Raw genomic sequence first — 23,556 nt, forward strand, 5'->3', positions numbered from 1 at the left:
TGTGGCCCCGCTTTCTGGAGTAATGCATGTTTTTAAAAAGTGAGCCGTTCGAACGCAACGGCAAGACCGTCACGCTCTACGAACTGTCGGCGCTGCAGCGTATTGAGCATCTTGAACACCTGAAGACGCTGGAAAGTATCACCGATGCCGACATGCAGGCGGCGATGGATATGACGATTAAATCCGGCGCACTGCTGGTGGCCATGTCTTTATGGCATGGACATCCCCTGAAAGGGGCGCACAAAACGCCGAAAGAAGACGTTGAGCAGATCCAGAATGAAGTACTGATAACCTGGCCGCTGGAGATTGTTTCCGCAGCAGAGTACTGCGTGAAGCTGCTGTCCGGCATGGTGCCGCCGCAGGAAGCGAATGATCCAGAGGATGTTGCTGTGACTGAGCCGGTCAGTCTGGAAAAGTCCTCGCCAGCGAGCTGACATTCGTCCTGAAACTGGCGCGTGAATTTCGCCGCCCGGACTGGCGCGCCATGCTTGCTGGTATGTCGTCAACGGAATACGCCGACTGGCGAACGTTCTACCAGGACAATTTTTTTAATGATGTGCAACTGGATGCACATTTTTCCTCGCTGATGCATATCGTCATTACCGCGCTTGACCCCAAAACCACATCAACCCCTGCCAGCTTCAGCCTTCTTTCACCTTCAGCGGAGGATATTGCCGACGATGAACCCGGTGACGCTGTGCTGATGGCAAAGGCCGAGGGCATTTCAGGAGGTGTTCGCTATGTCCCAGACGGCAGTGGGTGACCTGGTCGTTAATCTTGATGTTAACTCGTCAAAGTTCAACGAGCAGATGGAGTACGTAAAAAGGCAGTTTAAGCAGACGGGTGACGCAGCGAATGACTCGGCGCTGAAGGTGCAGCAGTCATTTACCCGCCAGGAGAGCGCCGCGAAGAAGGCCGGCATTTCTGTAGGACAGTACAACGCGGCGATGCGTATGCTGCCTGCGCAGTTTACGGATATCGCCACCCAGCTGGCCGGTGGGCAGAGTCCGTGGCTTATCCTGCTGCAGCAGGGCGGTCAGGTGAAAGACTCCTTCGGCGGTATTATTCCGACCTTTCGGGCGCTGCTGGGCACCATATCGCCGGTGATGGTAGGCGTTGGCGCGCTGGCTGCCGCCACTGGCGCGGTGGTTTACGCCTGGTATCAGGGCTCGTCCACGCTGTCTGATTTCAACAAAACGCTGGTTCTGTCCGGTAATACTGCCGGGCTGACCTCAAACCGCATGCTGGTGCTGGCGAAATCCGGCGAGCAGGTGGGACTCACGTTTAACCAGACCAGCAGCGCGCTGACGGAGCTGGTCAACGCCGGAGTGCGTGCCGGTGCCCGGTTCGATGAGATGAGTCAGGCGGTAGCGAAATTTACCGATGCGTCGGGTGTGCCGGTCGATAAGGTGGCGGCGGCATTCGGCAAACTGACGAACGATCCGACCTCTGGTCTGATTGCCATGGCGCAGCAGTTCCACAACGTTACCGCGGAACAGATTGCTTATGTGGCGCAACTGCAACGCGCCGGTGATGAAGCAGGGGCGCTGCAGGCAGCTAATGATGCGGCGACGAACGGTTTTCGTGAGCAGACAAAGAGCCTACGCGACAATATGGGGTCGATTGAGACTGCTGCCGACAGCCTGAAGCGCGCTTTTAAATCGATGTGGGATGCGGCGCTCGATATCGGGCGGCCTGACACCGCGCAGGAGATGGTTGCCAAAGCGGAAGCGGCCTTTAAGCGGGCGGATGAAATCTGGAATCTGCGTAAAGGTGATGGTTATGTCAATGATGATGCGCGTGCCAGCTACTGGAACGATCGGGAGTCTGCCCGCCTTGCACTGGAAATGGCGCAGCAGCAGGCCAGTGTGGCAAAGGCCACTGAGGATAACGCCGCCCGCGAGGCGGTGATTGAATCTGACCGCCAGAAGTATGCCGCGCAGGCTCAGTCGAATTATGCAAAGACGCAGACTGCGCTGGAGAAGTACACGGCCCGTCAGAATGAACTGAACAAGGCGCTGAAAGACGGTCGGATCCTCCAGGCTGACTACAACATCAATCTGGAAGCTGCGAAAAAAGAATACGACGACTCGCTGAAGAAAACCAAAGCCCCTTCAGCGGTAAAAACACCTGCAGGTGTAAAAAGTGTCGATACTGCCAGCGCGCAAACGCTGGAGCTGGAGGCGCAGTTACGTACTCTGCAGGAGCATAAGAGCATCACAGATACCATCAGCCAGCAGCGGCAGGAATTGTGGAAACAACAATCCCGCTTTTCGGTGCTGGAAGAGGCCGCTAAAAAGCGCGCGCTGACCGCCGATGAAAAATCGGTGCTGGCGAACAAAGACGAGGTACTGGCGCGGGCCGAAGTGAATGCCCGGCTGGGCGATCAGATTGTTGCCCAGGAACGGTTAAACCGTCTGCAGGACAGCTCGCAGAAGTACGTTACCCAGATTGGGGAGAAAACCCGGGCGCTGGTGGCCGGGGGCAGCATGAGCAGTCGCGGCGCACAGCGGCAAAACGAAGAGGCACAGCTGCGGCAGGGCTGGATGAATGCCGGCGGTACGGACACCGATCAGGGTTATCAGAACGAACTGGATGCACTGAAGAAATATTATGCCGCACAGGACGAGCTCCGCGGCAACTGGCAGGCCGGGGCGAAATCAGCGTGGGCTGACTATGCCGATTCAGCGGCTGATGCCTATGGTTCGATGAAGTCCGCTGCTTCAGCCACATTCGATGGTATCAGCCAGAATATGGCCGATATGCTGACGACAGGGAAAGCAAACTGGGCAGATTTCACCCGTTCCACGTTGTCGATGCTGACGCAGATCCTGATGAAGCAGGCCATGGCCGGCCTGGTCAGTTCTGCCACGTCAGCGCTGGGTTTTGCTGGTGGTGGTTATACCGGGTCCGGCGGCAAGTATGAGCCTGCAGGTGTGGTGCACCGTGGAGAGTTTGTCTTTACGCAGGAAGCCACCAACCGAATCGGTGTCGGCAACCTTTATCGCATGATGCGCGGCTATGCGACTGGTGGTCTGGTCGGGGGGAGTGGCGGTGGCGTTGCTTCTCCTTTTGGCGTCAGCGTGTATGCGCCAGTTTCGGTTACAACAGGCCAGGGGGATTCCGGTCAACAGAAAGGAAGCGGTGATGCGCTGGGGAAAGCCTATCAGCAGGTGATCAACAGTTCCATCAGGGAAGGTATCACCAGAGAGGTCCGGCCCGGCGGCATCATCTGGAATGCAACAAAACAGAGGTAAGCAATGGCGATCGAGCATTTTGCGTGGCGGATTAAAGCATCCAGCCAGCCAACCCTGAAAAGTAAGGATACCGTCCGTACGGCGCAGTTTGGTGATGGCTATAAGCAGGTGTCAGGTGCCGGGCTGAATGATGAAACGCTCAGCTATGAGTTTTCATTTACCGGCGAACCGCAAACCGTCCGGGATATTTATGCTTTCCTGCGGCGCCATAAGACGAAATCATTTTCGTTTATCCCGCCAGGCGGTGATCTTGCGCTGTGGCGCGTTGAGGCAGACAGCCTGCAGCGCGTCACCAAAAGTAAAACGGTGGAAACCGTATCAGCCACCTTTGAACAGGCGTTTGCACCATGAGCTTAAACAGTGATTATCAGAAACTTGAGCCGGGCAACGTTGTCCGGCTTTTTGATGTCGATGGCACCGCATTTGGTGTTTCCGACGTTCTCCGCTTCCACGCCCACAATATTGCCCACACTGCCGATGAAATCGCCGCTGCTGGTGGCGATGAAAATAAGCTACCGGCGAAATCGATCTGGTGGCAGGGGCAGGAATATAAAGCCTGGCCCTGCCAGATAGAGGGTATTGAGACGGCGACCGACGGGGCCAGCGCGCAGCCGACGCTGTCGGTCGCTAACCTGGATAGTTCCATTACGGTGCTGTGTCTTGCTTATGATGACCTGCTGCAGGCAAAGGTCACGATTCATGACACGCTGGCGCAGTATCTGGATGCGAAAAACTATCCGGAGGGTAACCCGTCAGCGGATCCTCAGCAGGAAAAGCTGAAGGTGTTTTACATTGACGCCAAGAGCACTGAAACCAATGAGGTGGTGGCGTTTACGTTGTCCAGTCCGATGGACCTGCAGGGGCTGATGATCCCGACGCGCCAGCTACATTCGCTTTGTACCTGGTGTATCCGAAACAAATACCGCTCCGGTGATGGATGCGACTATGCCGGGACGCGTTATTTCGACAAGCACAACAATCCGGTTAACGATCCATCACTCGATGAATGTCCCGGTACGCTCACTGCGTGCAAGTTGAGGCATGGCGAGGGGAACGAGTTGCCGTTTGGTGGTTTCCCTGGCACATCCCTGATCAGGAGCTGATATGCGTCAGAAAATTATCGACGCCATTATGGCGCATGCTGCTGCTGAATATCCGCATGAATGCTGCGGCGTAGTGGTGCAAAAAAGCAGGGTGCAGCGGTACATTCCCTGCCGTAATCTGGCAACCGATCCGACAGAGCATTTCCACCTGTCGCCGGAAGATTACGCCGCTGCCGAAGACTGGGGAACAGTGATTGCCATTGTCCACAGCCACCCGAATGCCACGACGCAGGCGAGCGAACTGGATAAGGCACAGTGTGACGCTACGTTACTTCCGTGGCACATCGTCAGCTGGCCGGAGGGGGATCTGCGTACCATTCAGCCGCGGGGCGAGCTGCCGCTACTGGAGCGCCCATTTGTGCTCGGTCACTTCGATTGCTGGGGGCTGGTGATGAGCTATTTCCGGCAAACGCACGGCATTGAGCTGACGGATTACCGCGTGGATTATCCCTGGTGGGAAGACAGTTATCCCGAAAACTTCTACCACGATTGCTGGTATGAATGCGGATTCCGTGAATTCAGTGGCGTACCGCAGCCAGGTGATATGGTTATCATGCAGGTCCAGTCCAACAAGTGGAACCATGCCGGGATCCTGCTGGAGGGAAATATGCTTCTCCATCATCTGTATGGTCATCTGAGCCAGCGTGTGCCATATGGTGGCTACTGGCAAGAACGGACGATGAAGGTTCTACGGCATAAGTCTCTGTGCTAATCTTTTGTATTATCAAAAGGGGATAGGGATATGAAAAAAAACATATTATTGATTTCATTACTGGGTTTATTTGGTTGTAGTGCATCTTCCTTACAGGAAGGACAGCCTATTTATTCTGGTCATACCTCAAAGAGTGCTGCACAACTCAACAAATGCATGTCTCCTAAGTGGCAGGAACTGCATCCACAGGCTACAAGTATAGAAACTGAAACTGGGTATAGAATATCAGCCGCTGATGATTTATTCGGTGTTCTTTCGATGGCTATTATTCAAGATGGCTCTGAGGGAGGGGCCGATGTGAAAGTCTATGCTGCAAATAAAGGTATCGGTGACCCGTGGGGTAAAATAGCGCGATCATGTATTTAATTTATTTCTGTTTTCCAAAGCCACGTTAGTGGCTTTTTTATTGGAGTAAATATGCAAGAAATAATGACTAGGATTGAACTAGGTGGCGCGTTAGGTAAAGTATTTGGTAGAACCCATGACAGACTAATACGAACAACAGCAGAGGCTATCAATGCATTATCAAAAACAATTTGTGGATTTGAACAATATTTAAATACGAGTAAAAATCGTGGTCTAACGTATGCTGTATTTAAAGGGAAAAGAAATATTGGAAAAGATGATTTAGGTTTTCCAGTTACAGGAGAGGTGATAAGAATTATCCCTGTTGTAATTGGCAGTAAAAAGGCAGGCCTACTTCAAACAGTTTTAGGGGCTGTACTTGTTGTTGTTGGTGCTTTGGGGGCTACTATCGGCCAAGCATGGGGCGGTGCAGCTTGGGGCCCTGCCGCTATGAAAATAGGCGCTGCAATGATGCTTGGTGGTGTTGTTCAAATGCTTTCGCCACAGCCAGCAGGACTTGCCAGCAAACAGGATGCCGAAAATAGGGCATCGTATGCATTTGGTGGTGTAACTAACACTGCTGCTCAGGGTAATCCAGTTCCGCTTCTATACGGACGCAGGCGTATTGGTGGGGCGATCATCTCTGCTGGTATATACGTCGAAGACCAGCAATAACAAAATAATCTTCCTTTCAGGCTACCAGATGGTGGCTTTTTTTATGGGCGCAATATGGCTACAACACCCCAGATTAAAGGCCGCAAGGGCGGCAGTTCCAGTTCCCGAACCCCTACCGAACAGCCTGATGATCTGCAATCTGTAGCGAAGGCCAAAATCCTCGTTGCGCTTGGGGAAGGGGAATTTGCAGGGCAATTAACCGGAAAAAATATCTACCTGGATGGCACGGCGTTGGAAAACTCCGATGGCTCCCAAAACTTTAGCGGCGTGACGTGGGAGTTTCGCGCGGGAACTCAGGCACAAAATTACATTCAGGGCATTCCCGGTACCGAAAACGAAATCAACGTTGGAACAGAAGTATCAAGCGCAACAGCCTGGACGCGTACCTTCAGCAACACCCAACTATCAGCCGTTCGCCTGCGACTGAAATGGCCTTCACTGTTTAGGCAGGAGGACAACGGCGATCTGGTAGGGTATTCCATCAATTATGCAATAGACCTGCAAACTGATGGTGGGACTTGGCAAACCGTTCTTAATACCAGCGTAACCGGCAAAACGACGTCTGGTTATGAGCGCAGCCACCGTATTGATTTACCGCAGGCTGGCAGCACCTGGACAATCCGACTGCGTAAGATTACCGCTGACGCAAACAGCGCCAAGATCGGCGACACGATGACGCTGCAAAGCTTCACGGAGGTGATTGATGCCAAGCTGCGCTATCCGAACACCGCGCTGCTGTACATCGAATTCGACTCAAGTCAGTTCAATGGTTCGATTCCACAGATATCCTGTGAACCACGTGGCCGGGTGATCCGAGTGCCTGATAACTATGACCCCGATACGCGGACTTATAGTGGTACATGGCAGGGCGCGTTTAAGTGGGCCTGGACCGATAACCCGGCGTGGATATTTTACGATCTGGTTATTACCGATCGCTTTGGTCTGGGTAATCGCCTGAGTGCAGCCAACATCGATAAATGGACGTTGTACCAGGTATCACAGTATTGCGATCAGCTGGTACCGGATGGAAAGGGTGGAAGCGGGACAGAGCCACGCTATACCTGTAACGTCTATGTTCAGGACAGGAATGACGCTTACACTGTGCTGCGTGACTTTGCGGCTATATTCCGGGGTATGACGTACTGGGGCGGCGATCAGATTGTTGCGCTTGCCGATATGCCGAGAGATGTGGATTACGCTTACACCCGCGCTAACGTTATCGACGGACGCTTTACCTATTCCAGCAGCACGACAAAAACGCGGTATACCACCGCGCTGGTTTCCTGGTCTGATCCGGGTAACGCTTATGCGGATGCGATGGAGCCAGTATTTGAGCAGCCTCTGGTGGCCCGGTACGGATTTAATCAGCTGGAAATGACAGCCATCGGATGTACCCGGCAATCAGAAGCGAACCGAAAGGGGCGCTGGGGTATTCTCACCAACAATAAGGATCGCGTTGTTTCGTTTGATGTTGGCCTGGACGGAAACATTCCGCAGCCGGGATACATCATCGCAGTGTCAGACGAGCTTCTGTCCGGCAAAGTTATGGGTGGCCGCATCAGTGCTGTTAACGGTCGCGTGATAAAACTTGACCGCGTAGCTGATGCAGCAGCAGGCGATCGCCTTATTCTAAATCTTCCCTCCGGTGCGTCACAGAGCAGGACTATTCAGGCGGTTAACGGGGAATCAGTCACAGTCACCACGGCATACAGTGAGACACCACAGGCCGAAGCTGTATGGGTGGTTGAGTCAGATGAACTCTACGCCCAGCAGTATCGAGTTGTCAGCGTCTCCGATAATGATGATGGCACTTTCTCTATTACCGGCGCATGGCATGACCCGGATAAATATGCCCGTATCGATACCGGAGCCATCATTGACCAGCGGCCGGTGAGTGTGATCCCGCCGGGTAACCAGTCGCCGCCAGCCAACATCGTAATCAGTTCGTTTTCGGTGGTGCAGCAGAATATCAGCGTCGAAACCATGCGGGTGAGCTGGGACCAGGCGCAGAATGCTATCGCCTATGAAGCACAGTGGCGTCGCAATGATGGTAACTGGGTAAATGTGCCGCGCAGCTCCACCACGTCATTTGACGTTCCGGGGATTTATGCCGGGCGTTACCTTGTGCGCGTGCGCGCAATAAATGCCGCTGAAATATCCTCTGGCTGGGGCTACTCCGAAGAGAAAACGCTGACGGGTAAGGTGGGAAATCCGCCGAAACCTGTCGGCTTTGCGACAACGCCGATCAACTGGGGGATTCGCCTGAACTGGGGATTCCCGGCTAACACCGGGGACACGCTGAAAACGGAAATTCAGTACACCGCGAACAGTGATTTCTCTAATCCTCTTTTGCTGTCGGATGTGCCTTATCCGTCTGCAGAATATATCCAACTGGGGCTGAAGGCGGGGCAGGAATTCTGGTACCGCGCGCAGCTGGTAGACAGAACGGGTAATGAATCAGGCTGGACCGACTGGGTTCGTGGCGAATCTAATGCGAATGCTGACGACTACCTGGGCGATATTGCTGATGACTTCCTGTCGTCTGCCGACGGTGACCGCCTGACAAGCGACATTGATACCAACCTGGAAGCTGCATTGCAGAACGCACTGGCCAACCATGGAACGGTAGAGCATCAGTGGGCGCAGTACGGCGAGGTACGCGCGGATATTCTGGTGGTTAAAACGACCATTGCGCAGGTCGATAAAGCGATGGCTGAAATGTCGACGCAGGTGCAGGCACAGTTCAATGATGTGACTGCCGCGCTGGAAGATAAGCTCACCGCCGTGGTTGATGCCACCGGAGCCTCTGCAATTTACACCCTCAAAACTGGAGTCCGGATTAACGGTGTGATGTATAACGCCGGAATGTCGATTGCGGTGCTGGCGGAGGCGGGTAAGCCGGTAGTCACTCGTGTCGGATTTAACGCCAATCAGTTCGTCCTGATGAGTGGCAGCGGTGATACGCAATATTCACCCTTTGCTGTTGTTAATGGTCAGGTGTTTATCAGCGATGCTTTTATTCAGTATAGCCAAATCACTCTGGCAAAAATTGGCGAACTGCGCTCCGCTAATTATGTTCAGGGACAAACGGGCACCATCATGAAATCGGACGGAACGTTTGAAATGAATGGGGCAGTTTCCGGGGAGGGTGCAACGAAAATGACCAATCTGAATTACAGCGTTAAAGATGGCAATGGCGTTCTTCGCGTACAGATTGGCAAATTAACAGGGGTATTCTGATGACATGGGGAATTCAGACATGGGACGCTAACGGCGTTCCGAATAACTATGGCATTAAACCTGTAACCGTGGTGGGCATCATCGATCTTGCTTTAGGTCAGAAAACGGGAAGCTACCAGTTCAGCCTTGAGCCTGGCTTAAAGGTTGGGTTTGCGGTTGGTACTCTGGAGGATAAAGGGACAATAAGTTACACAGATAAAAGAAATATTATTGCATCTGGAAACACCATAACAATACAGCCTTCAGGTAGTGATGGGATTAATGATTACCCGGCAATCAAAGTGCAGTTAATCGTTTTTGCGGAGACTGCGTAGATGGCTAAATATGGCGCATTGATTTCATTACCTAACGGGAACCCTTTTATCACACCTGATTCCACACCAATGACGCTTTACCGAAAAGTAACTGTCAACTCAACTTTTGGGGGGAATTTTAACAGTGCTTCGGCGTCCGTGACTATCGACGGTCAGAAGGGAGGGATTGCATTTGCAAGAACCAGCGCCCCGGCGAAGATATCAGCTTCAAAAAGTGGCAATACGTTCAGTGTTGATGCGTCTAATTACAGGGGATCGGCTTTTGTCCTTGAGGCCTATTTTTTTGCCATATATCCGCTTACCCTTCCGGCCTGGGGTGTGGCTATATGGGATGCCGAAGGAACACTGGTACTTACGAATGAGTCCCGGGTATTAAGCGACCTTACAACTATTGGTTCACCAGGTGCTGTAAGTGGTGGGCTTAACATTGATACATACATGGCAGGCAAATGGGCCGTAAATCCGATGGGGCTGGGTTCTGTCATCCTCCATGCGGGTTCTGCACCAGGTGGACAGCCAATATTTCAGTCTGTTGATGTGGGGACGGGTTGCCATGACGACACTGGTGGTACAAGAATTAGGGGGCAAAGTTCAACCACTGCAAGTGGTTCCTCTGTCGGATCAACGAATAGCGGAATTGTGATAACGGCGATAAACACAGCCGCATATGATTAAACTGATCGATTTAAACGATCAATTTTAGAATATTGATCTATTAAAACTATTTTTATTATTCAATGCCATTGGTTATTTTTTGTTTAAATAATTAGTTCTGGTGTCGAAATGAAAAATATAATTATTCCAGTTATTGTCTGCCTGGTGCTTTCAGCCTGTTCAGGACCTGTTCTGGAGAAACAGAAACCGGTTTGTCAGGCAGAGTTTGCGCCTGGCGGGCTGCCCCAGTCAGTACAGATTTACGGTGTACGAAAGATTGCTAATCAGACTGAGTACAGGGCCGGTTATCCCTTTAACTGGCGATGGGTGAATAAAAATAACTTCACCAGTTCGAATTGCCCTCAATGAAATACCAAAAATAACCCGCTCCGGCGGGTTTTTTATTATCTGAATTCAGGAGATACCCATGTCAGCAGGAACTTTAACCCTGACGCATAACTCTGCTGCGGTCGCTGGCAGCGGGACCACGTTTATCACTGAGGTAGCGGCAGGCGATTTCATTGTTGTCACTGTCGGTGGCGTTCCCTATACGCTTCCGATTAAATCAGTGGAAAGCGGCACAGCGTTGACGCTGGTCAGTAACTTTACCGGGCCAACACAATCTGGCGCGGCCTGGTCTGCCGTTCCCCGCGTGGCGCTGAACATGGTCACCGCTGCAATGGTCGTTCAGAATACCCAGGCGCTTCTCGGTCTGAACTACGACAAACAGAACTGGCAGCAGGTATTCAGCGGTACCGGGACAATAACTGTAAAATTACCTGACCAATCAACGTTTACCGGCCCGTCGTGGCTGTCTCTTTCGCAGTCCCTGTCAGGAAAGGTTAATTCTGATGATTCACGCCTGAGAACCGTAAATGGCAAATCAGGTGGAACTATAACGAGTCCTGTAATTGTTACGGGGGAAGTTCGAACCTCCGTAAATGCAACCGCAAGCGATACCGCCATATCTGCACCAGGGTTTATATCCGGTTTTAGTGGAGTTTTAACGCCGCACAATTCAACGTTCAGACACCGCGTGGACCAAACGAGGGGATCGTATTCATATATTCAGGTCACGGCGGGGCCTGAAATAAGCTACTTTCGATTTACGTCATCCGGTAGCTTCACTGTAAATAACGCATTGTATAACAGCAACGGCGATATTGCGGGCGCGGCCTGGACCGTATCGGGGACGACAAATTTACAGGCGTATTTAACGAAGATGTACGCGCCGCTGTCCTACCGTAAGCTAAAAGAAAATATCGAGCTTATAACGGAGGAGGATGCGATTGCTGAAGTACGGTCCTGGAAAACCTATAATTATGATTTTATTTACGGGAAGAAAGGCAGTGGCATTATCTCTGATGAAGTGAACCCGCGATTTGTCTCCACACTTCCATATGAGTTTGAGGGACTGGAAGGCGTAGAGACGGTGGATCAGACCAGTATGTTAATGGGGTATGTTCCACCAGTGCTCCAGTTCCTGCTGAAAAAAGTGGCCACACTGGAAAATGATATTTCTGAGCTTAAGGAAAAAGCCGGGGTGAAACCAGCGGACCGTACTGAAGCAAAATGATGGTTAGAGGCGTTTAGTCTGACATCAGCCACATATCAGACTCTTCAAACATTTCCTGAACAGTACGGCTTATCTGTTCTTTCTCATGCTTGCTGGCGTCAGTATTGATCGCCGGCAGTGTCATCATCGGCTTTACCCGGACATCAGCATCGGGGAAAATCCGGTGAACCCTCCTGGTCAACTCGCCCAGAATGATATCTTTTGCACCGGGCAGACCATCAAAATTCCTTTTGTCATAAACGAGTTCCACGAACATTGCTCATTGCCTCTTTACTGGATGGATATACAGTATTTATACTGTGTTTTTATCCGGTATTCAAGAGGGAGTAAATGATGCCACGACGTAGCGATATTGAAATAGCCTGGTATGCTTCGATACAGCGAGAACCGAATGGCCGGAAGACTGTCACCACACAGCGGTTTGTCCAGGAACTGGGTAAGGTTAACTGGCACTGGACGATGAAGCAGGCCAATGATTGGATAGAATGTTATGTGACAACATTCCGCGATGTATCAACGCAGGAAGGCGAGAACCGAACCTTTCAGCTGTTCAATCCAAACGGAGGACTTTAGCCATGGGCTTCCCTTCACCGGCCAGCGATTACGTTGAAACGAGGATCTCCCTCGATCAGCAGCTTATCAGCCAGCCAGCAGCGACTTACTTCATGCGTGCATCACGTTCACATTTCAGGGAAGGGATACTCCAGGGTGCGCTGCTTGTGGTAGATGCGTCACTTACTGCCTGCGATGGGTCACTGCTGATATGTGCAATCGATGGGGAGTTCAGGATCAAGCGATATCGAACTCATCCACAACCCCACCTGATTAATCTGGAGAACGGGAGAAGGGAAACGCTGCCAGATGATGGTGATGGCTACAATTCCTCACACCCAATATTCGGGGTGATCACCTACATCATTAATGATGCCAGGAACGCGGAGTTTGATGACTGCCCGGTGATGTAAGCGACAAGCGATGTGTTGCTATGTCGATTTAAATTTTGTGTTGCTGGGTTTGTATTAAATATATTTTTGCTACAAAAATCAGCAACGCAATCAATAACACATGCTGCTATTATATTGAATATATTGTTATTTTTCCTGTTTGTCTCACATATCGCAATTGATACACTTTTTAGTGATTAACAGGGCCATCAGGAAACTCTCAAAACATCACAAATCGGGCGGGCATTATACCCGCATTCTTTGCTCAGACCAGTTTTTTTACCAGTGCTTCGCTGTGGCGAATGCGTTCCGGAGCATGCTCCAGATCTTGCTGCACCAGCGCCATAAACAGTAAATCAGTGAGCATCATTTGCGCATGGGTAGAGGAAATCGCTGCGCTGCGCGTGGCCTGTTCTTCAGCAATCGTGTACAGACAATGAGTTGCGCGCTGTTGCAGGGCGTTAGGTGTAAATCCGGTGATGGCGAGAATTTTGGCTCCGGCGCGCAACGTTTCATCCGCAGCCAGGTTGAGTTCGCGGCGTTCTCCGGTATACGAAATGGCCAGCAGCAGATCGTTGGGTGAAAGCGCCTGCACCGCCGCCAGCAGGGCGTGCATATCGCGTTCAACCACCGCGTTAAACCCAATCTTTAGCAGTTTCCAGGCAAAATTCTGCGCTACCAGACCCGATGCGCCAATCCCGGTCAGGATAATGCGCCGGGCTGAGCGCAGCATCGTGACGCTCTCTATCAGTTTCTCTTCGCTGTTGACGTCCAGCGTCGCATGCATCGCCGCCACGTTCTCTTTAATCAGTTTTTCGCCCACCATACGCATGGGGTCGTCACCGCGAATCTGATTATGCACCGGAATGGAATGAGGGTTGGGATTGCTGGCCAACGCTTCGCTAATCGCCAGTTTCAGCGCCGGAAACCCTTTAAAGCCCATCTTTTGCGCGAACTTCACCACGCTGGACTGGCTGACGCCTGCTTCAAAGGCCAGCTGCTGTGAGCTGAGATGACGCGCGGTATCCGGCTGAGCAAGAAGATAATCCGCAAGTTTTTTATCGCTTTGCGCGAGATCCGGGTAACGCTGACGAATGCGAATTAAACAGTTCATGCTGTCTCCTGGCGAAAACGTGATGGCGATTGCAAAACAAAATTTCACTCGCCTGGATGAATATAATATTCCATTATGACAGATTATTATGAATTAAAAATTCCTAAGGAACAAAAAATGAATCTCGGTGCATTAGTTTCAGAAACCCGCAATCCACAGACCATGGATCTGGATGCGCTCTCAACGTTGGAGTTGGTTCATCGATTTAATCAACAGGATACGCTGGTAGCGGAAGCAGTAAAAGCAACTCTGCCTCAAGTTGCGTGCGCGGTCGATGCGGCAGCCAACGCGTTAAAAGCCGGTGGACGCATTATTTACATGGGTGCAGGTACCAGCGGGCGTCTTGGGGTGCTGGACGCGTCTGAGTGCCCACCGACTTTCGGTGTACCGCATGGTCTGGTGGTTGGGCTGATTGCCGGGGGGCCGGGCGCGCTGCTCAAGGCGGTAGAAGGCGCGGAAGATAACCCGCAGTTAGGCGAAGACGATCTGCGCGCACTCAACCTTACCGCACAGGATCTGGTGGTTGGTCTGGCGGCTTCAGGTCGCACGCCGTATGTGATTGGCGGGCTGAAATATGCGCGTTCGGTGGGGTGTACGACGGCGGCTATTTCCTGCAATCCGGATTCTCCTGTCGCGCATGAAGCGGATATTGCAATCTCCCCGGTGGTGGGACCGGAGGCGTTGACCGGGTCAACACGACTGAAATCCGGCACCGCGCAAAAATTGGTGCTCAATATGATCTCCACCGGTGCGATGGTGAAATTTGGCAAGGTGTACCAGAACCTGATGGTGGATATGCAGGCAACCAACGTCAAACTGGTCGATCGAGCGTGTCGTATGGTGGTTGAAGCCACCGGCATTGCGCGTGAACAGGCGCAAGCGCTGTTAAAGCAGACTGATTTTGACGTTAAGCCAGCGATTTTAATGGCGCTCACCGGCCTGGATGCCGCTGCCGCCCGTGAAAAGCTTGCCGCTCACCAGGGTTTTTTACGCGCGGCGTTAGAACACTAAGAGGTGTATATGGATAAGACGGCGGTGCTGGCCAGCGACATTCTGCTGGGCGTAGGCGGAGAGCAAAATATTCTGCGCCTGGAAAACTGTATGACCCGCGTCAGGGTGGAAGTTCAGGATGATGATCAGATTGATATTCCCCGTCTCAGGCAACTGCCCGGTGTTAGCGGTTACGTGAAGCAGGGCGCGCAGCATCAGATAATCGTCGGCCCCGGTAAAGCTGCCAAGGTGGTGGATGCCATGCGCTCCCTGATTGCCGGTGGCGGCGAGCGTGCAGATGTGAATAATATCGAGCGCACCAAATCAGAGGCCAAAGCGAAGTACAAAGCGCCAATGAGCGATGCGCTGCGCAAGCTGGCGAACGTCTTTATCCCTCTTATTCCGGCGTTTATCGCCTCCGGTTTGATTACCGGCATTATTAACATCCTTAAGCGACCGGATATCGTGGGGGATTTTGCGACCCATTATCCGAATATGCTGGGGCTGATGGGCATATTTGGTAGCGCCGTGTTTGCCATCATGAATATTCTGGTTGGGGTGAATACCGCCAAAGTCTTCGGCGGCTCTCTGGCGATGGGTGGGGTGATGGCGGGGATCCTCTCCAGTCCGCAGCTGGCGCAGATTACCCTGTTTGGCGAAGCGTTGCAGCCGGGGCGCGGCGGGGTGATCGCAGTGCTGCTGGTGGTTGCGCTGATGTGTTGGATCGAGCGCAAATTCCGCGAGCTGTTGCCGGAATCGCTGGAGCTTATCCTTAACCCGCTGCTGACCACCATCATTACCGGGGCCATCGCGATTGTGGCGCTACAACCGCTTGGAGGCTGGATTTCTGAATCTATCGCTCACGGCGCATCCTGGGCTATCGACCGCGGCGGTTTCCTGGTTGGTGCCATACTGGCGGGAACTTTCCTGCCATTGGTGCTCACCGGACTTCATCAAGGGTTGGTGCCCATCCACGTTGAGCTGGTACAGGCGCACGGTTATAACGCGCTCTTTCCTATCCTGGCGATGGCAGGCGTTGGACAAGTAGGGGCTGCGATAGCGGTGTTGATGAAAACCCGCAATGCGCGGCTAAAGAAAGTGATCAAAGGAGCGCTGCCGGTCGGGCTGCTGGGTATTGGCGAGCCGCTTATTTTTGGCGTCACGCTGCCGTTGGGTAAACCGTTTATCGGTGCCTGCCTTGGCGGAGCGGTAGGCGGGGCGCTGATTAGCTACTGGAAGGTGGCGACGGTTATCACCTTTGGCATCTCCGGTTTGCCGCTGGCACTGACGATTGTTGCCGGAAAAGTGATGTTCTATCTGTTAGGCTATCTGGTAGCAGTTATCGCCGGGTTCCTGTTTACCTGGCTATTGGGGTTCAACGATCCAGAGGAATAAGGTTTGACCAATCACCAGCGCCGCGTTGTTTTTTTTGATTTGGATGGCACGTTACATCAGCAGGATATGTTCGGTAGCTTTATACGTTATCTGCTGCGTCGCCAGCCGCTGAACGCGTTGCTTGTGCTGCCTCTGCTACCGGTGATTGCGCTGGCGCTGCTGATACAAGGGCGCGCCGCCCGCTGGCCAATGAGCCTGCTGTTATGGGGATGCACTTTTGGTCGTAGCGAGGCGCGTCTGAAAGGGCATCAGGCTGACTTTGTGCGCTGGTTTCGCAGTAACGTGACGGCCTTTCCGCTCGTTCAGCAGCGGCTGACAACCTACCTGTTAAGCTCTGACGCCGAAATCTGGCTTATTACTGGCTCCCCGCAGTCGCTGGTCGAGCAGGTGTACTTCGACACGCCGTGGCTACCGCGTGTCAATCTGATCGCCAGTAAAATGGCGCGGGGATTCGGCGGGTGGGTGCTGCCTCTGCGCTGTCTGGGCCATGAGAAAGTGACGCAACTGGAACGCCACATTGGTGCGCCGCTTCAGCTTTACAGTGGCTACAGCGACAGTAATCAGGACAATCCTCTGCTCTCTTTTTGCCAGCATCGCTGGCGCGTCACGCCGCGCGGAGAGCTGCAACAACTCGAATAGAGTAAACGATAGCGTCTGTGTATAATGCGCCCGCTTTGATTACTGGAGTTACCCCCTTTGTCTGAAGTTGAATTTAGCCACGAATACTGGATGCGTCATGCTTTAACGCTGGCTAAGCGCGCCTGGGATGAGCGTGAAGTCCCGGTGGGCGCGGTATTGGTACATAACAACCGCGTGATTGGCGAAGGCTGGAACCGTCCGATTGGTCACCATGATCCGACTGCCCACGCTGAAATTATGGCGCTGCGTCAGGGCGGCCTGGTGCTGCAAAACTACCGTCTGTTGGATACCACGCTGTATGTCACTCTGGAGCCGTGCGTGATGTGCGCAGGCGCGATGGTGCACAGCCGTATCGGCCGGGTCGTTTTTGGCGCGCGCGATGCGAAAACGGGGGCTGCCGGGTCATTAATGGATGTACTGCATCACCCTGGAATGAATCATCGGGTGGAGGTGACCGAAGGGGTGCTACGGGATGAATGCGCCACGTTGCTCAGTGATTTCTTCCGCATGCGTCGTCAGGAAATCAAAGCGCTGAAAAAAAACGCCAATTTGTAAATGCCGGTCTGATTGCCTGATGACGCTGCGCTTATCAGGCCTACGAGGCTACTTGTCCTCTTTTTTCTGCGGTGAAAACAGCAGGGAAGGGGAGTGCGACAGGAAATTTGACGACGTCTGAGACAGAAACGCCGAAAGCGGCAATTCATCTTTACCTATTAGCTCTGCCGGCGTCACCGCCGGGTAATCCTGCGCCAGTTGCTGCGTTTCAAGCGCCCGTTTTTCTTTCTCCTGCAGATACCCCACCAGGCTAATCTGGTACTTACGGATATTTTCCACATAAGCGTAGGCTTCGTGGCCACGCGCATAACCATAGGTCAGCTTGTTGTAATACGGCTTTTGGCTGAGCAGCGGCAGACGCTGTTTTACGTCGGACCAGCTGTTCGGATTGCCTTTGGTTTTCACTGTCAGCGCCCGTGCATCCAGCATGTGCGCATAACCCATGTTGTAGGCTGCGAGCGCAAACCAGATGCGTTCCCCTTCGGGGACGGTATCGGGCACTTTACTCATCATATCCTGCAAATACCGTGCGCCGCCGCTGATGCTTTGTTCGGCATCGGTACGGTCAGTCAGTCCGAGACTTTGAGCGGTATTTTTGGTCAGCATCATCAACCCGCGTACGCCGGTCGGGGAAGTAGCCTGCGCGTCCCAGTGTGACTCCTGATAAGAGATTGCGGCGAGCAGTCGCCAGTCTATCTCCTGCGCATATTTCTCAAACAGCGGCTTAAGGTCCGGCAATACGCTGTCTACGGCGCGTAAAAAGGTGCGGGTATCAACATAGTCAAAATCATCGCCATGTCCGAGATACTTTTCTTCCAGCCGCGCCAGAGAGCCGTCTTCATTCATGGTGTTAAAAAAATCCAACAGGGCGGCAGACAGCGTGTTGTCATCGTCCAGGCGACTAAACCAGGTCACCGGCTGTTCGTCAGATACGTCCAGCGCTACGGCCAGTTCAGGATGTACGCGTTGGTATAAGCTGATGGCGACGGAATCGGCAATGGTGTAATCCAGCTTCCCGGCGATAACATCATCAAGCAGTTCAGTAGTGCCCTTTTTGTCATCCACCTTCCAGCTCAGATCGGGAAATTTATTCTCTTTAAGCAACTGGAGATCGTTAACCACCACGTGTCCCGGGGCGATGGTCAGTTGATTTTCGTTCACGGTGGCAAGAGTACGCGGGCGGTATTGCCCAACCCGATACACCAACTGTTGTGAAACCGAATAGTAGGTTGGGCCGGGCTGGTAATTTTTCACCCGCTCGCTGTTATATACCAGGCCTGCGGCTAACAGATCGGCATGGCCGTTATCCAGGTCGTCAAAGAGCTGGCTGATGTTCTGGCGCACGGTGACTTTTAACTTCACGCCCAGGTAGTTGGCGAACGCCTGAGTCAGTTCATAATCCAGGCCGAATTTCTTGCCGTTGAGGGTCGCGTAAGTTAATGGCGAGTCGAGGGTACTGACGCGCAGTTCTCCCCGCGACTGAATGGCGGCGATACGATTTTCGGCTTTACCGAACCAGGGAATAGATGGCCAGAGGGCCGCTGCCAACAACAGCGTTAATATGCCGATGAACAGATAATTAATCTTTAATTTTTTCAATTAGTTAATTCTCTGAACCGTACGTTGTCTCTGCCTGCTGTGGTGATGATTAAGAAGTGAAGTCGTCATTAATGAGCGGCATTTTGCTTAAACTTGCGTCAGTTGGCAACTTATTCAGAAACCAGACCGCATTTGATGATAAGAGAAGGTCGTGATTTTATTTCGACGCAAACGGTTTCGTCGGCGCGGTAGATTCTTTATAATGACGCCCGTTTCCCCCACTTGGGCACACCGAAAGCTTAGAAGACGAGAGACTTATGATGGAAATTCTGCGTGGTTCACCTGCACTGTCTGCATTCCGTATTAACAAACTGCTGGCACGTTTTCAGGCTGCCAACCTCCAGGTCCACAATATTTACGCCGAGTACGTCCATTTTGCCGATCTGAATGCACCGTTGAATGAGGATGAGCACGCCCAGCTTGTACGCCTGCTGAAATATGGTCCTGCTCTTCACAGCCATGCCCCTGAAGGCAAACTGCTGCTGGTTACGCCTCGCCCTGGCACCATCTCCCCGTGGTCTTCTAAAGCGACTGATATTGCCCACAACTGCGGCCTGCAACAGATTAGCCGTCTGGAACGTGGCATTGCCTGGTATGTAGAAGCCTCTACGCTGACCGCTGAGCAGTGGCAGATGGTTGCCGACGAACTGCACGACCGCATGATGGAAACGGTTTTCTCTGCGCTGAACGATGCCGAAAAACTGTTTGTCCATCACCAGCCTGCGCCGGTCTCCAGTGTTGATCTGCTGGGTGAGGGACGCCAGGCGCTGATCGACGCTAACCAGCGTCTCGGTCTGGCGCTGGCGGAAGACGAAATCGACTATCTGCAGGATGCGTTTACCAAACTGGGACGCAACCCGAACGACATTGAACTGTACATGTTTGCGCAGGCTAACTCTGAGCACTGCCGCCACAAAATTTTTAACGCCGACTGGGTTATCGACGGTAAACAGCAGCCCAAGTCGTTGTTCAAGATGATCAAAAACACTTTCGAAACTACGCCGGACCACGTGCTGTCTGCTTATAAAGACAACGCCGCGGTAATGGAAGGTTCTGAAGTGGGGCGCTACTTTGCCGACCACAAAACCGGCCGCTACGATTTCCATCAGGAGCCAGCCCACATCCTGATGAAGGTTGAAACCCACAACCACCCGACGGCTATCTCTCCGTGGCCGGGCGCGGCTACCGGCTCCGGCGGCGAAATCCGCGACGAGGGTGCAACCGGTCGCGGTGCAAAACCGAAAGCCGGGCTGGTGGGCTTCTCCGTTTCCAACCTGCGTATTCCTGGCTTTGAACAGCCGTGGGAAGAAGACTTTGGTAAGCCGGACCGTATTGTTACCGCGCTCGATATCATGACCGAAGGTCCGTTGGGCGGCGCGGCGTTTAACAACGAATTCGGTCGCCCGGCGCTGACCGGCTACTTCCGCACCTACGAAGAAAAGGTCAACAGCCACAACGGCGAAGAGCTACGCGGTTACCATAAACCGATCATGCTGGCGGGCGGGATCGGTAACATCCGTGCCGATCACGTGCAAAAAGGTGAGATCGTCGTTGGCGCCAAGCTGATCGTCCTCGGCGGCCCGGCGATGAACATCGGGCTTGGCGGCGGGGCGGCCTCCTCTATGGCTTCCGGCCAGTCTGATGCCGATCTTGATTTCGCTTCGGTACAGCGCGACAACCCGGAAATGGAACGTCGTTGCCAGGAAGTTATCGACCGCTGCTGGCAGATGGGCGATGTGAACCCGATCCTGTTTATCCATGACGTTGGCGCAGGCGGTCTGTCTAACGCCATGCCGGAGTTGGTAAGCGATGGCGGTCGCGGCGGTAAGTTCCAGCTGCGCGATATCCTTAGCGACGAGCCGGGTATGAGCCCGCTGGAAATCTGGTGTAACGAATCCCAGGAGCGTTATGTGCTGGCGGTTGCCGCTGACCAGCTACCGCTGTTTGACGAACTGTGTAAGCGCGAGCGCGCGCCGTATGCGGTGATCGGTGAGGCCACCGAAGAACAGCATCTCACACTGAGCGACAGCCACTTCGATAACCAGCCGATCGACATGCCGCTGGATGTGCTGCTGGGTAAAACCCCGAAAATGACTCGCGATGTGCAGACGCTGAAAGCCAAAGGCGACGCCCTGAATCGTGGCGAAATCTCGATTGCAGATGCGGTTAACCGCGTGCTGCATCTGCCGACTGTCGCTGAGAAAACGTTCCTCGTGACGATCGGCGACCGTACCGTTACCGGCATGGTGGCGCGTGACCAGATGGTTGGTCCGTGGCAGATCCCGGTAGCCAACTGCGCGGTCACCACCGCAAGCCTGGATAGCTACTACGGTGAAGCGATGTCTATCGGTGAGCGTGCGCCAGTTGCGCTACTGGATTTCTCGGCCTCTGCGCGTCTGGCGGTAGGTGAAGCGCTGACTAACATTGCGGCAACGCAGATTGGCAATATCAAACGCATTAAACTGTCGGCCAACTGGATGGCGGCTGCGGGTCACCCCGGTGAAGATGCCGGGCTGTACGAAGCGGTAAAAGCCGTTGGGGAAGAATTATGTCCGGCGCTTGGCCTGACTATTCCGGTGGGCAAAGACTCTATGTCGATGAAAACCCGCTGGCAGGAAGGTAATGAGCAGCGTGAAATGACTTCGCCGCTGTCGCTGGTGATCACCGCCTTTGCCCGCGTGGAAGACGTGCGCCGCACGATAACCCCACAGCTCTCTACTGAAGACAACGCCCTGCTGCTGATTGACCTCGGTCTTGGTCACAACGCGCTGGGCGCGACGGCGCTGGCACAGGTTTATCGTCAACTGGGCGACAAGCCTGCCGACGTGCGTAACGTTGAGCAACTGAAAGGCTTCTACGACGCCATTCAGGCGCTGGTCGCGCAGCGTAAGCTGCTGGCCTACCATGACCGTTCCGACGGCGGACTGCTGGTTACGCTGGCGGAAATGGCCTTCACCGGTCACTGCGGTATTGACGCTGATATCCACTCGTTGGGTGACGATCGTCTGGCGGCGCTGTTTAATGAAGAGCTGGGCGCAGTGATCCAGGTTCGCGCTGCTGACCGTGAAGCGGTTGAGGTGTTGCTGGCACAACATGGCCTGGCAGATTGCGTGCACTATCTTGGCCAGGCGGTAACGGGTGACCGTTTCACCCTGAGCGCCAACGGTCAGCCGGTGTTCAGCGAAAGCCGCACCACGCTGCGCATGTGGTGGGCGGAAACCACCTGGCAGATGCAGCGTCTGCGCGACAACCCGGAGTGTGCCGATCAGGAACACGACGCGAAAACCAACGATGCCGATCCTGGCCTCAACGTTAAACTGTCGTTTGATATCAACGAAGATGTTGCCGCCCCGTACATCGCTACCGGCGCGCGTCCAAAAGTGGCCGTGCTGCGCGAGCAGGGCGTGAACTCCCACGTTGAAATGGCTGCTGCCTTCCACCGTGCGGGCTTTGACGCCATCGATGTGCATATGAGCGACCTGCTGGGCGGACGCATCGGTCTGGGTAACTTCCAGGCGCTGGTAGCCTGTGGCGGTTTCTCTTACGGCGATGTGCTCGGCGCAGGGGAAGGCTGGGCGAAGTCGATTCTGTTCAACAACCGCGTCCGCGATGAGTTCGAAACCTTCTTCCATCGCCCGCAAACGCTGGCGCTCGGGGTGTGTAACGGTTGCCAGATGATGTCTAACCTGCGTGAACTGATCCCGGGAAGCGAGCTGTGGCCACGCTTTGTGCGTAACCACTCCGATCGTTTTGAAGCCCGCTTCAGCCTGGTCGAAGTGACGCAAAGCCCGTCTTTACTGCTTGCTGATATGGTTGGTTCGATGATGCCGATTGCCGTTTCTCACGGTGAAGGCCGTGTGGAAGTGCGTGACGGCGCGCATCTGGCCGCGCTGGAGAGTAAGGGACTGGTGGCGCTGCGCTACGTTGATAACTTCGGTAAGGTGACCGAGACCTACCCGGCTAACCCGAACGGTTCGCCGAACGGAATTACTGCCGTTACTACTGAAAATGGTCGCGTCACCATTATGATGCCGCACCCGGAACGTGTATTCCGTACCGTGAGCAACTCCTGGCACCCGGAAAACTGGGGCGAGGACAGCCCGTGGATGCGTATCTTCCGCAACGCGCGTAAACAGCTCGGGTAATCAGCTCGATAACCCTTAAGCCCCTCCGCGTGAGGGGCTTTTTTTTGTCTGTCATTTTGTATGCCGGATAAGGGAATTATGCGGCTATCCGACAATGCGTTTAAGTGTCGGGAAATCCCGACATAGGCGGGGTGATGCTGTCGTCAAAAAGAGACACTTAATTATATGATTTACAATGAATTTGTTTTTAAGTGCTGCAAGTGTTGTTGATTGGAGACAGTAAGGGTGAAAAATAGCCAAAATCATTTTTCATATGAATAAGAACATTTTCTATATTTATCATTGTGTTAATAAAGTGT

The 23,556-nt window shown here is 53.3% G+C and carries 22 protein-coding genes and 1 pseudogene; 19 read left to right on the top strand and 4 right to left on the bottom strand.

Going from position 1 to position 23,556, the window contains the following annotated elements:
- The first annotated feature begins 26 nt into the window (after positions 1-26).
- The 13 genes from gpG to HV311_RS27960 all read left to right on the top strand — a co-directional run bounded on the left by gpG (position 27) and on the right by HV311_RS27960 (position 11,876).
- Positions 27-434, top strand: a complete 408-nt coding sequence (gene gpG / locus HV311_RS06235) for a phage tail assembly chaperone G (protein ID WP_191220861.1) — start codon at positions 27-29, stop codon at positions 432-434.
- A gap of 50 nt (positions 435-484) precedes the next feature.
- Positions 485-763: a phage tail assembly protein T gene (locus HV311_RS06240; protein ID WP_230852506.1), complete on the top strand. Its 279-nt coding sequence runs from the start codon at positions 485-487 to the stop codon at positions 761-763.
- Positions 741-3,257: a phage tail tape measure protein gene (locus HV311_RS06245; protein WP_191220862.1), complete on the top strand. Its 2,517-nt coding sequence runs from the start codon at positions 741-743 to the stop codon at positions 3,255-3,257. Before HV311_RS06240 ends, HV311_RS06245 begins: the two co-directional genes overlap by 23 nt.
- A gap of 3 nt (positions 3,258-3,260) precedes the next feature.
- Positions 3,261-3,608 (top strand): phage tail protein, encoded by a 348-nt coding sequence (locus HV311_RS06250; protein WP_155553800.1) that lies wholly within the window; start codon positions 3,261-3,263, stop codon positions 3,606-3,608.
- Positions 3,605-4,360 (top strand): phage minor tail protein L, encoded by a 756-nt coding sequence (locus HV311_RS06255; RefSeq protein ID WP_191220863.1) that lies wholly within the window; start codon positions 3,605-3,607, stop codon positions 4,358-4,360. Before HV311_RS06250 ends, HV311_RS06255 begins: the two co-directional genes overlap by 4 nt.
- A gap of 1 nt (position 4,361) precedes the next feature.
- On the top strand, positions 4,362-5,072 hold the full coding sequence (locus tag HV311_RS06260) for a C40 family peptidase (protein WP_191220864.1): 711 nt from the start codon (positions 4,362-4,364) through the stop codon (positions 5,070-5,072).
- 30 nt (positions 5,073-5,102) lie between these two features.
- Positions 5,103-5,438, top strand: coding sequence for a hypothetical protein (locus tag HV311_RS06265; RefSeq protein ID WP_166465650.1), 336 nt, complete (start codon positions 5,103-5,105; stop codon positions 5,436-5,438).
- Between the two features lie 51 nt (positions 5,439-5,489).
- Positions 5,490-6,092: a tail assembly protein gene (locus HV311_RS06270; RefSeq protein ID WP_032941793.1), complete on the top strand. Its 603-nt coding sequence runs from the start codon at positions 5,490-5,492 to the stop codon at positions 6,090-6,092.
- A 54-nt stretch (positions 6,093-6,146) separates the two neighbouring features.
- Positions 6,147-9,332, top strand: coding sequence for a host specificity protein J (locus HV311_RS06275; RefSeq protein ID WP_191220865.1), 3,186 nt, complete (start codon positions 6,147-6,149; stop codon positions 9,330-9,332).
- Positions 9,332-9,646 (top strand): hypothetical protein, encoded by a 315-nt coding sequence (locus HV311_RS06280; RefSeq protein ID WP_191220866.1) that lies wholly within the window; start codon positions 9,332-9,334, stop codon positions 9,644-9,646. Before HV311_RS06275 ends, HV311_RS06280 begins: the two co-directional genes overlap by 1 nt.
- Positions 9,647-10,321: a hypothetical protein gene (locus tag HV311_RS06285; RefSeq protein ID WP_075847268.1), complete on the top strand. Its 675-nt coding sequence runs from the start codon at positions 9,647-9,649 to the stop codon at positions 10,319-10,321. It abuts the gene before it with no gap.
- A 108-nt stretch (positions 10,322-10,429) separates the two neighbouring features.
- Positions 10,430-10,669: a phage exclusion lipoprotein Cor gene (cor, locus tag HV311_RS27955; RefSeq protein WP_241008074.1), complete on the top strand. Its 240-nt coding sequence runs from the start codon at positions 10,430-10,432 to the stop codon at positions 10,667-10,669.
- Between the two features lie 58 nt (positions 10,670-10,727).
- The gene (locus HV311_RS27960) at positions 10,728-11,876 is read left to right on the top strand and encodes a tail fiber domain-containing protein (protein WP_326928884.1); all 1,149 of its coding nucleotides are present in this window, start codon (positions 10,728-10,730) and stop codon (positions 11,874-11,876) included.
- Positions 11,877-11,889: 13 nt separating this feature from the next.
- Here the strand turns inward: HV311_RS27960 and HV311_RS06295 are convergent, their stop codons facing one another.
- Both HV311_RS06295 and HV311_RS06300 read right to left on the bottom strand, forming a co-directional pair.
- Positions 11,890-12,132, bottom strand: a complete 243-nt coding sequence (locus HV311_RS06295; protein ID WP_191220867.1) for a DinI family protein — start codon at positions 12,130-12,132, stop codon at positions 11,890-11,892.
- A gap of 95 nt (positions 12,133-12,227) precedes the next feature.
- Positions 12,228-12,305: pseudogene (locus tag HV311_RS06300) on the bottom strand (DinI family protein); the annotation flags it as partial.
- 146 nt (positions 12,306-12,451) lie between these two features.
- Here HV311_RS06300 and HV311_RS06305 point away from each other — a divergent pair.
- Positions 12,452-12,841 carry a HumD family translesion DNA polymerase gene (locus HV311_RS06305; RefSeq protein WP_191220868.1) on the top strand — a complete coding sequence of 130 codons (390 nt, stop codon included), beginning with the start codon at positions 12,452-12,454 and terminating at the stop codon, positions 12,839-12,841.
- A gap of 244 nt (positions 12,842-13,085) precedes the next feature.
- Here HV311_RS06305 and HV311_RS06310 read toward each other — a convergent pair whose 3' ends face one another.
- Positions 13,086-13,934 carry a MurR/RpiR family transcriptional regulator gene (locus HV311_RS06310; protein WP_016154045.1) on the bottom strand — a complete coding sequence of 283 codons (849 nt, stop codon included), beginning with the start codon at positions 13,932-13,934 and terminating at the stop codon, positions 13,086-13,088.
- A gap of 117 nt (positions 13,935-14,051) precedes the next feature.
- Here HV311_RS06310 and murQ point away from each other — a divergent pair, with 117 nt between their 5' ends.
- The 4 genes from murQ to tadA are packed head-to-tail and all read left to right on the top strand — an operon-like array spanning position 14,052 to position 17,513.
- Positions 14,052-14,945 (top strand): N-acetylmuramic acid 6-phosphate etherase, encoded by an 894-nt coding sequence (gene murQ, locus HV311_RS06315; RefSeq protein ID WP_016154044.1) that lies wholly within the window; start codon positions 14,052-14,054, stop codon positions 14,943-14,945.
- 9 nt (positions 14,946-14,954) lie between these two features.
- Positions 14,955-16,319, top strand: coding sequence for a PTS transporter subunit EIIC (locus HV311_RS06320; protein WP_016157168.1), 1,365 nt, complete (start codon positions 14,955-14,957; stop codon positions 16,317-16,319).
- Between the two features lie 3 nt (positions 16,320-16,322).
- Positions 16,323-16,958: a phosphatidylglycerophosphatase C gene (yfhb, locus tag HV311_RS06325; protein ID WP_016157167.1), complete on the top strand. Its 636-nt coding sequence runs from the start codon at positions 16,323-16,325 to the stop codon at positions 16,956-16,958.
- Positions 16,959-17,015: 57 nt separating this feature from the next.
- Entirely contained in the window at positions 17,016-17,513 is a 498-nt protein-coding gene (gene tadA / locus HV311_RS06330) for a tRNA adenosine(34) deaminase TadA (RefSeq protein ID WP_016157166.1), read from the top strand.
- A 48-nt stretch (positions 17,514-17,561) separates the two neighbouring features.
- Here the strand turns inward: tadA and mltF are convergent, their stop codons facing one another.
- Positions 17,562-19,112, bottom strand: a complete 1,551-nt coding sequence (mltF, locus tag HV311_RS06335) for a membrane-bound lytic murein transglycosylase MltF (RefSeq protein ID WP_191220869.1) — start codon at positions 19,110-19,112, stop codon at positions 17,562-17,564.
- 257 nt (positions 19,113-19,369) lie between these two features.
- On the opposite strand from mltF, the gene purL reads away from it, so the two are divergent.
- Positions 19,370-23,257 carry a phosphoribosylformylglycinamidine synthase gene (purL, locus tag HV311_RS06340; protein WP_191220870.1) on the top strand — a complete coding sequence of 1,296 codons (3,888 nt, stop codon included), beginning with the start codon at positions 19,370-19,372 and terminating at the stop codon, positions 23,255-23,257.
- Positions 23,258-23,556 lie beyond the last annotated feature (299 nt).

It is taken from the genome of Citrobacter sp. RHBSTW-00881, from assembly GCF_013728515.1.
GTDB classification, from domain to species: Bacteria; Pseudomonadota; Gammaproteobacteria; order Enterobacterales; family Enterobacteriaceae; genus Citrobacter; species Citrobacter braakii.

Excerpts from the sequence above, each read along its gene's own strand:
- HV311_RS06270 (WP_032941793.1), top strand. The coding sequence starts at position 5,490 with ATGCAAGAAATAATGACTAGGATTGAACTAGGTGGCGCGTTAGGTAAA.
- HV311_RS06260 (WP_191220864.1), top strand. The coding sequence starts at position 4,362 with ATGCGTCAGAAAATTATCGACGCCATTATGGCGCATGCTGCTGCTGAA.
- HV311_RS27960 (WP_326928884.1), top strand. The coding sequence starts at position 10,728 with ATGTCAGCAGGAACTTTAACCCTGACGCATAACTCTGCTGCGGTCGCT.
- murQ (WP_016154044.1), top strand. The coding sequence starts at position 14,052 with ATGAATCTCGGTGCATTAGTTTCAGAAACCCGCAATCCACAGACCATG.
- HV311_RS06265 (WP_166465650.1), top strand. The coding sequence starts at position 5,103 with ATGAAAAAAAACATATTATTGATTTCATTACTGGGTTTATTTGGTTGT.
- HV311_RS06240 (WP_230852506.1), top strand. The coding sequence starts at position 485 with ATGCTTGCTGGTATGTCGTCAACGGAATACGCCGACTGGCGAACGTTC.
- HV311_RS06285 (WP_075847268.1), top strand. The coding sequence starts at position 9,647 with ATGGCTAAATATGGCGCATTGATTTCATTACCTAACGGGAACCCTTTT.
- HV311_RS06310 (WP_016154045.1), bottom strand. The coding sequence starts at position 13,934 with ATGAACTGTTTAATTCGCATTCGTCAGCGTTACCCGGATCTCGCGCAA.
- HV311_RS06250 (WP_155553800.1), top strand. The coding sequence starts at position 3,261 with ATGGCGATCGAGCATTTTGCGTGGCGGATTAAAGCATCCAGCCAGCCA.
- HV311_RS06245 (WP_191220862.1), top strand. The coding sequence starts at position 741 with ATGTCCCAGACGGCAGTGGGTGACCTGGTCGTTAATCTTGATGTTAAC.
- HV311_RS06305 (WP_191220868.1), top strand. The coding sequence starts at position 12,452 with ATGGGCTTCCCTTCACCGGCCAGCGATTACGTTGAAACGAGGATCTCC.
- purL (WP_191220870.1), top strand. The coding sequence starts at position 19,370 with ATGATGGAAATTCTGCGTGGTTCACCTGCACTGTCTGCATTCCGTATT.
- HV311_RS06275 (WP_191220865.1), top strand. The coding sequence starts at position 6,147 with ATGGCTACAACACCCCAGATTAAAGGCCGCAAGGGCGGCAGTTCCAGT.
- HV311_RS06295 (WP_191220867.1), bottom strand. The coding sequence starts at position 12,132 with ATGTTCGTGGAACTCGTTTATGACAAAAGGAATTTTGATGGTCTGCCC.
- HV311_RS06255 (WP_191220863.1), top strand. The coding sequence starts at position 3,605 with ATGAGCTTAAACAGTGATTATCAGAAACTTGAGCCGGGCAACGTTGTC.
- HV311_RS06320 (WP_016157168.1), top strand. The coding sequence starts at position 14,955 with ATGGATAAGACGGCGGTGCTGGCCAGCGACATTCTGCTGGGCGTAGGC.
- gpG (WP_191220861.1), top strand. The coding sequence starts at position 27 with ATGTTTTTAAAAAGTGAGCCGTTCGAACGCAACGGCAAGACCGTCACG.
- HV311_RS06280 (WP_191220866.1), top strand. The coding sequence starts at position 9,332 with ATGACATGGGGAATTCAGACATGGGACGCTAACGGCGTTCCGAATAAC.
- cor (WP_241008074.1), top strand. The coding sequence starts at position 10,430 with ATGAAAAATATAATTATTCCAGTTATTGTCTGCCTGGTGCTTTCAGCC.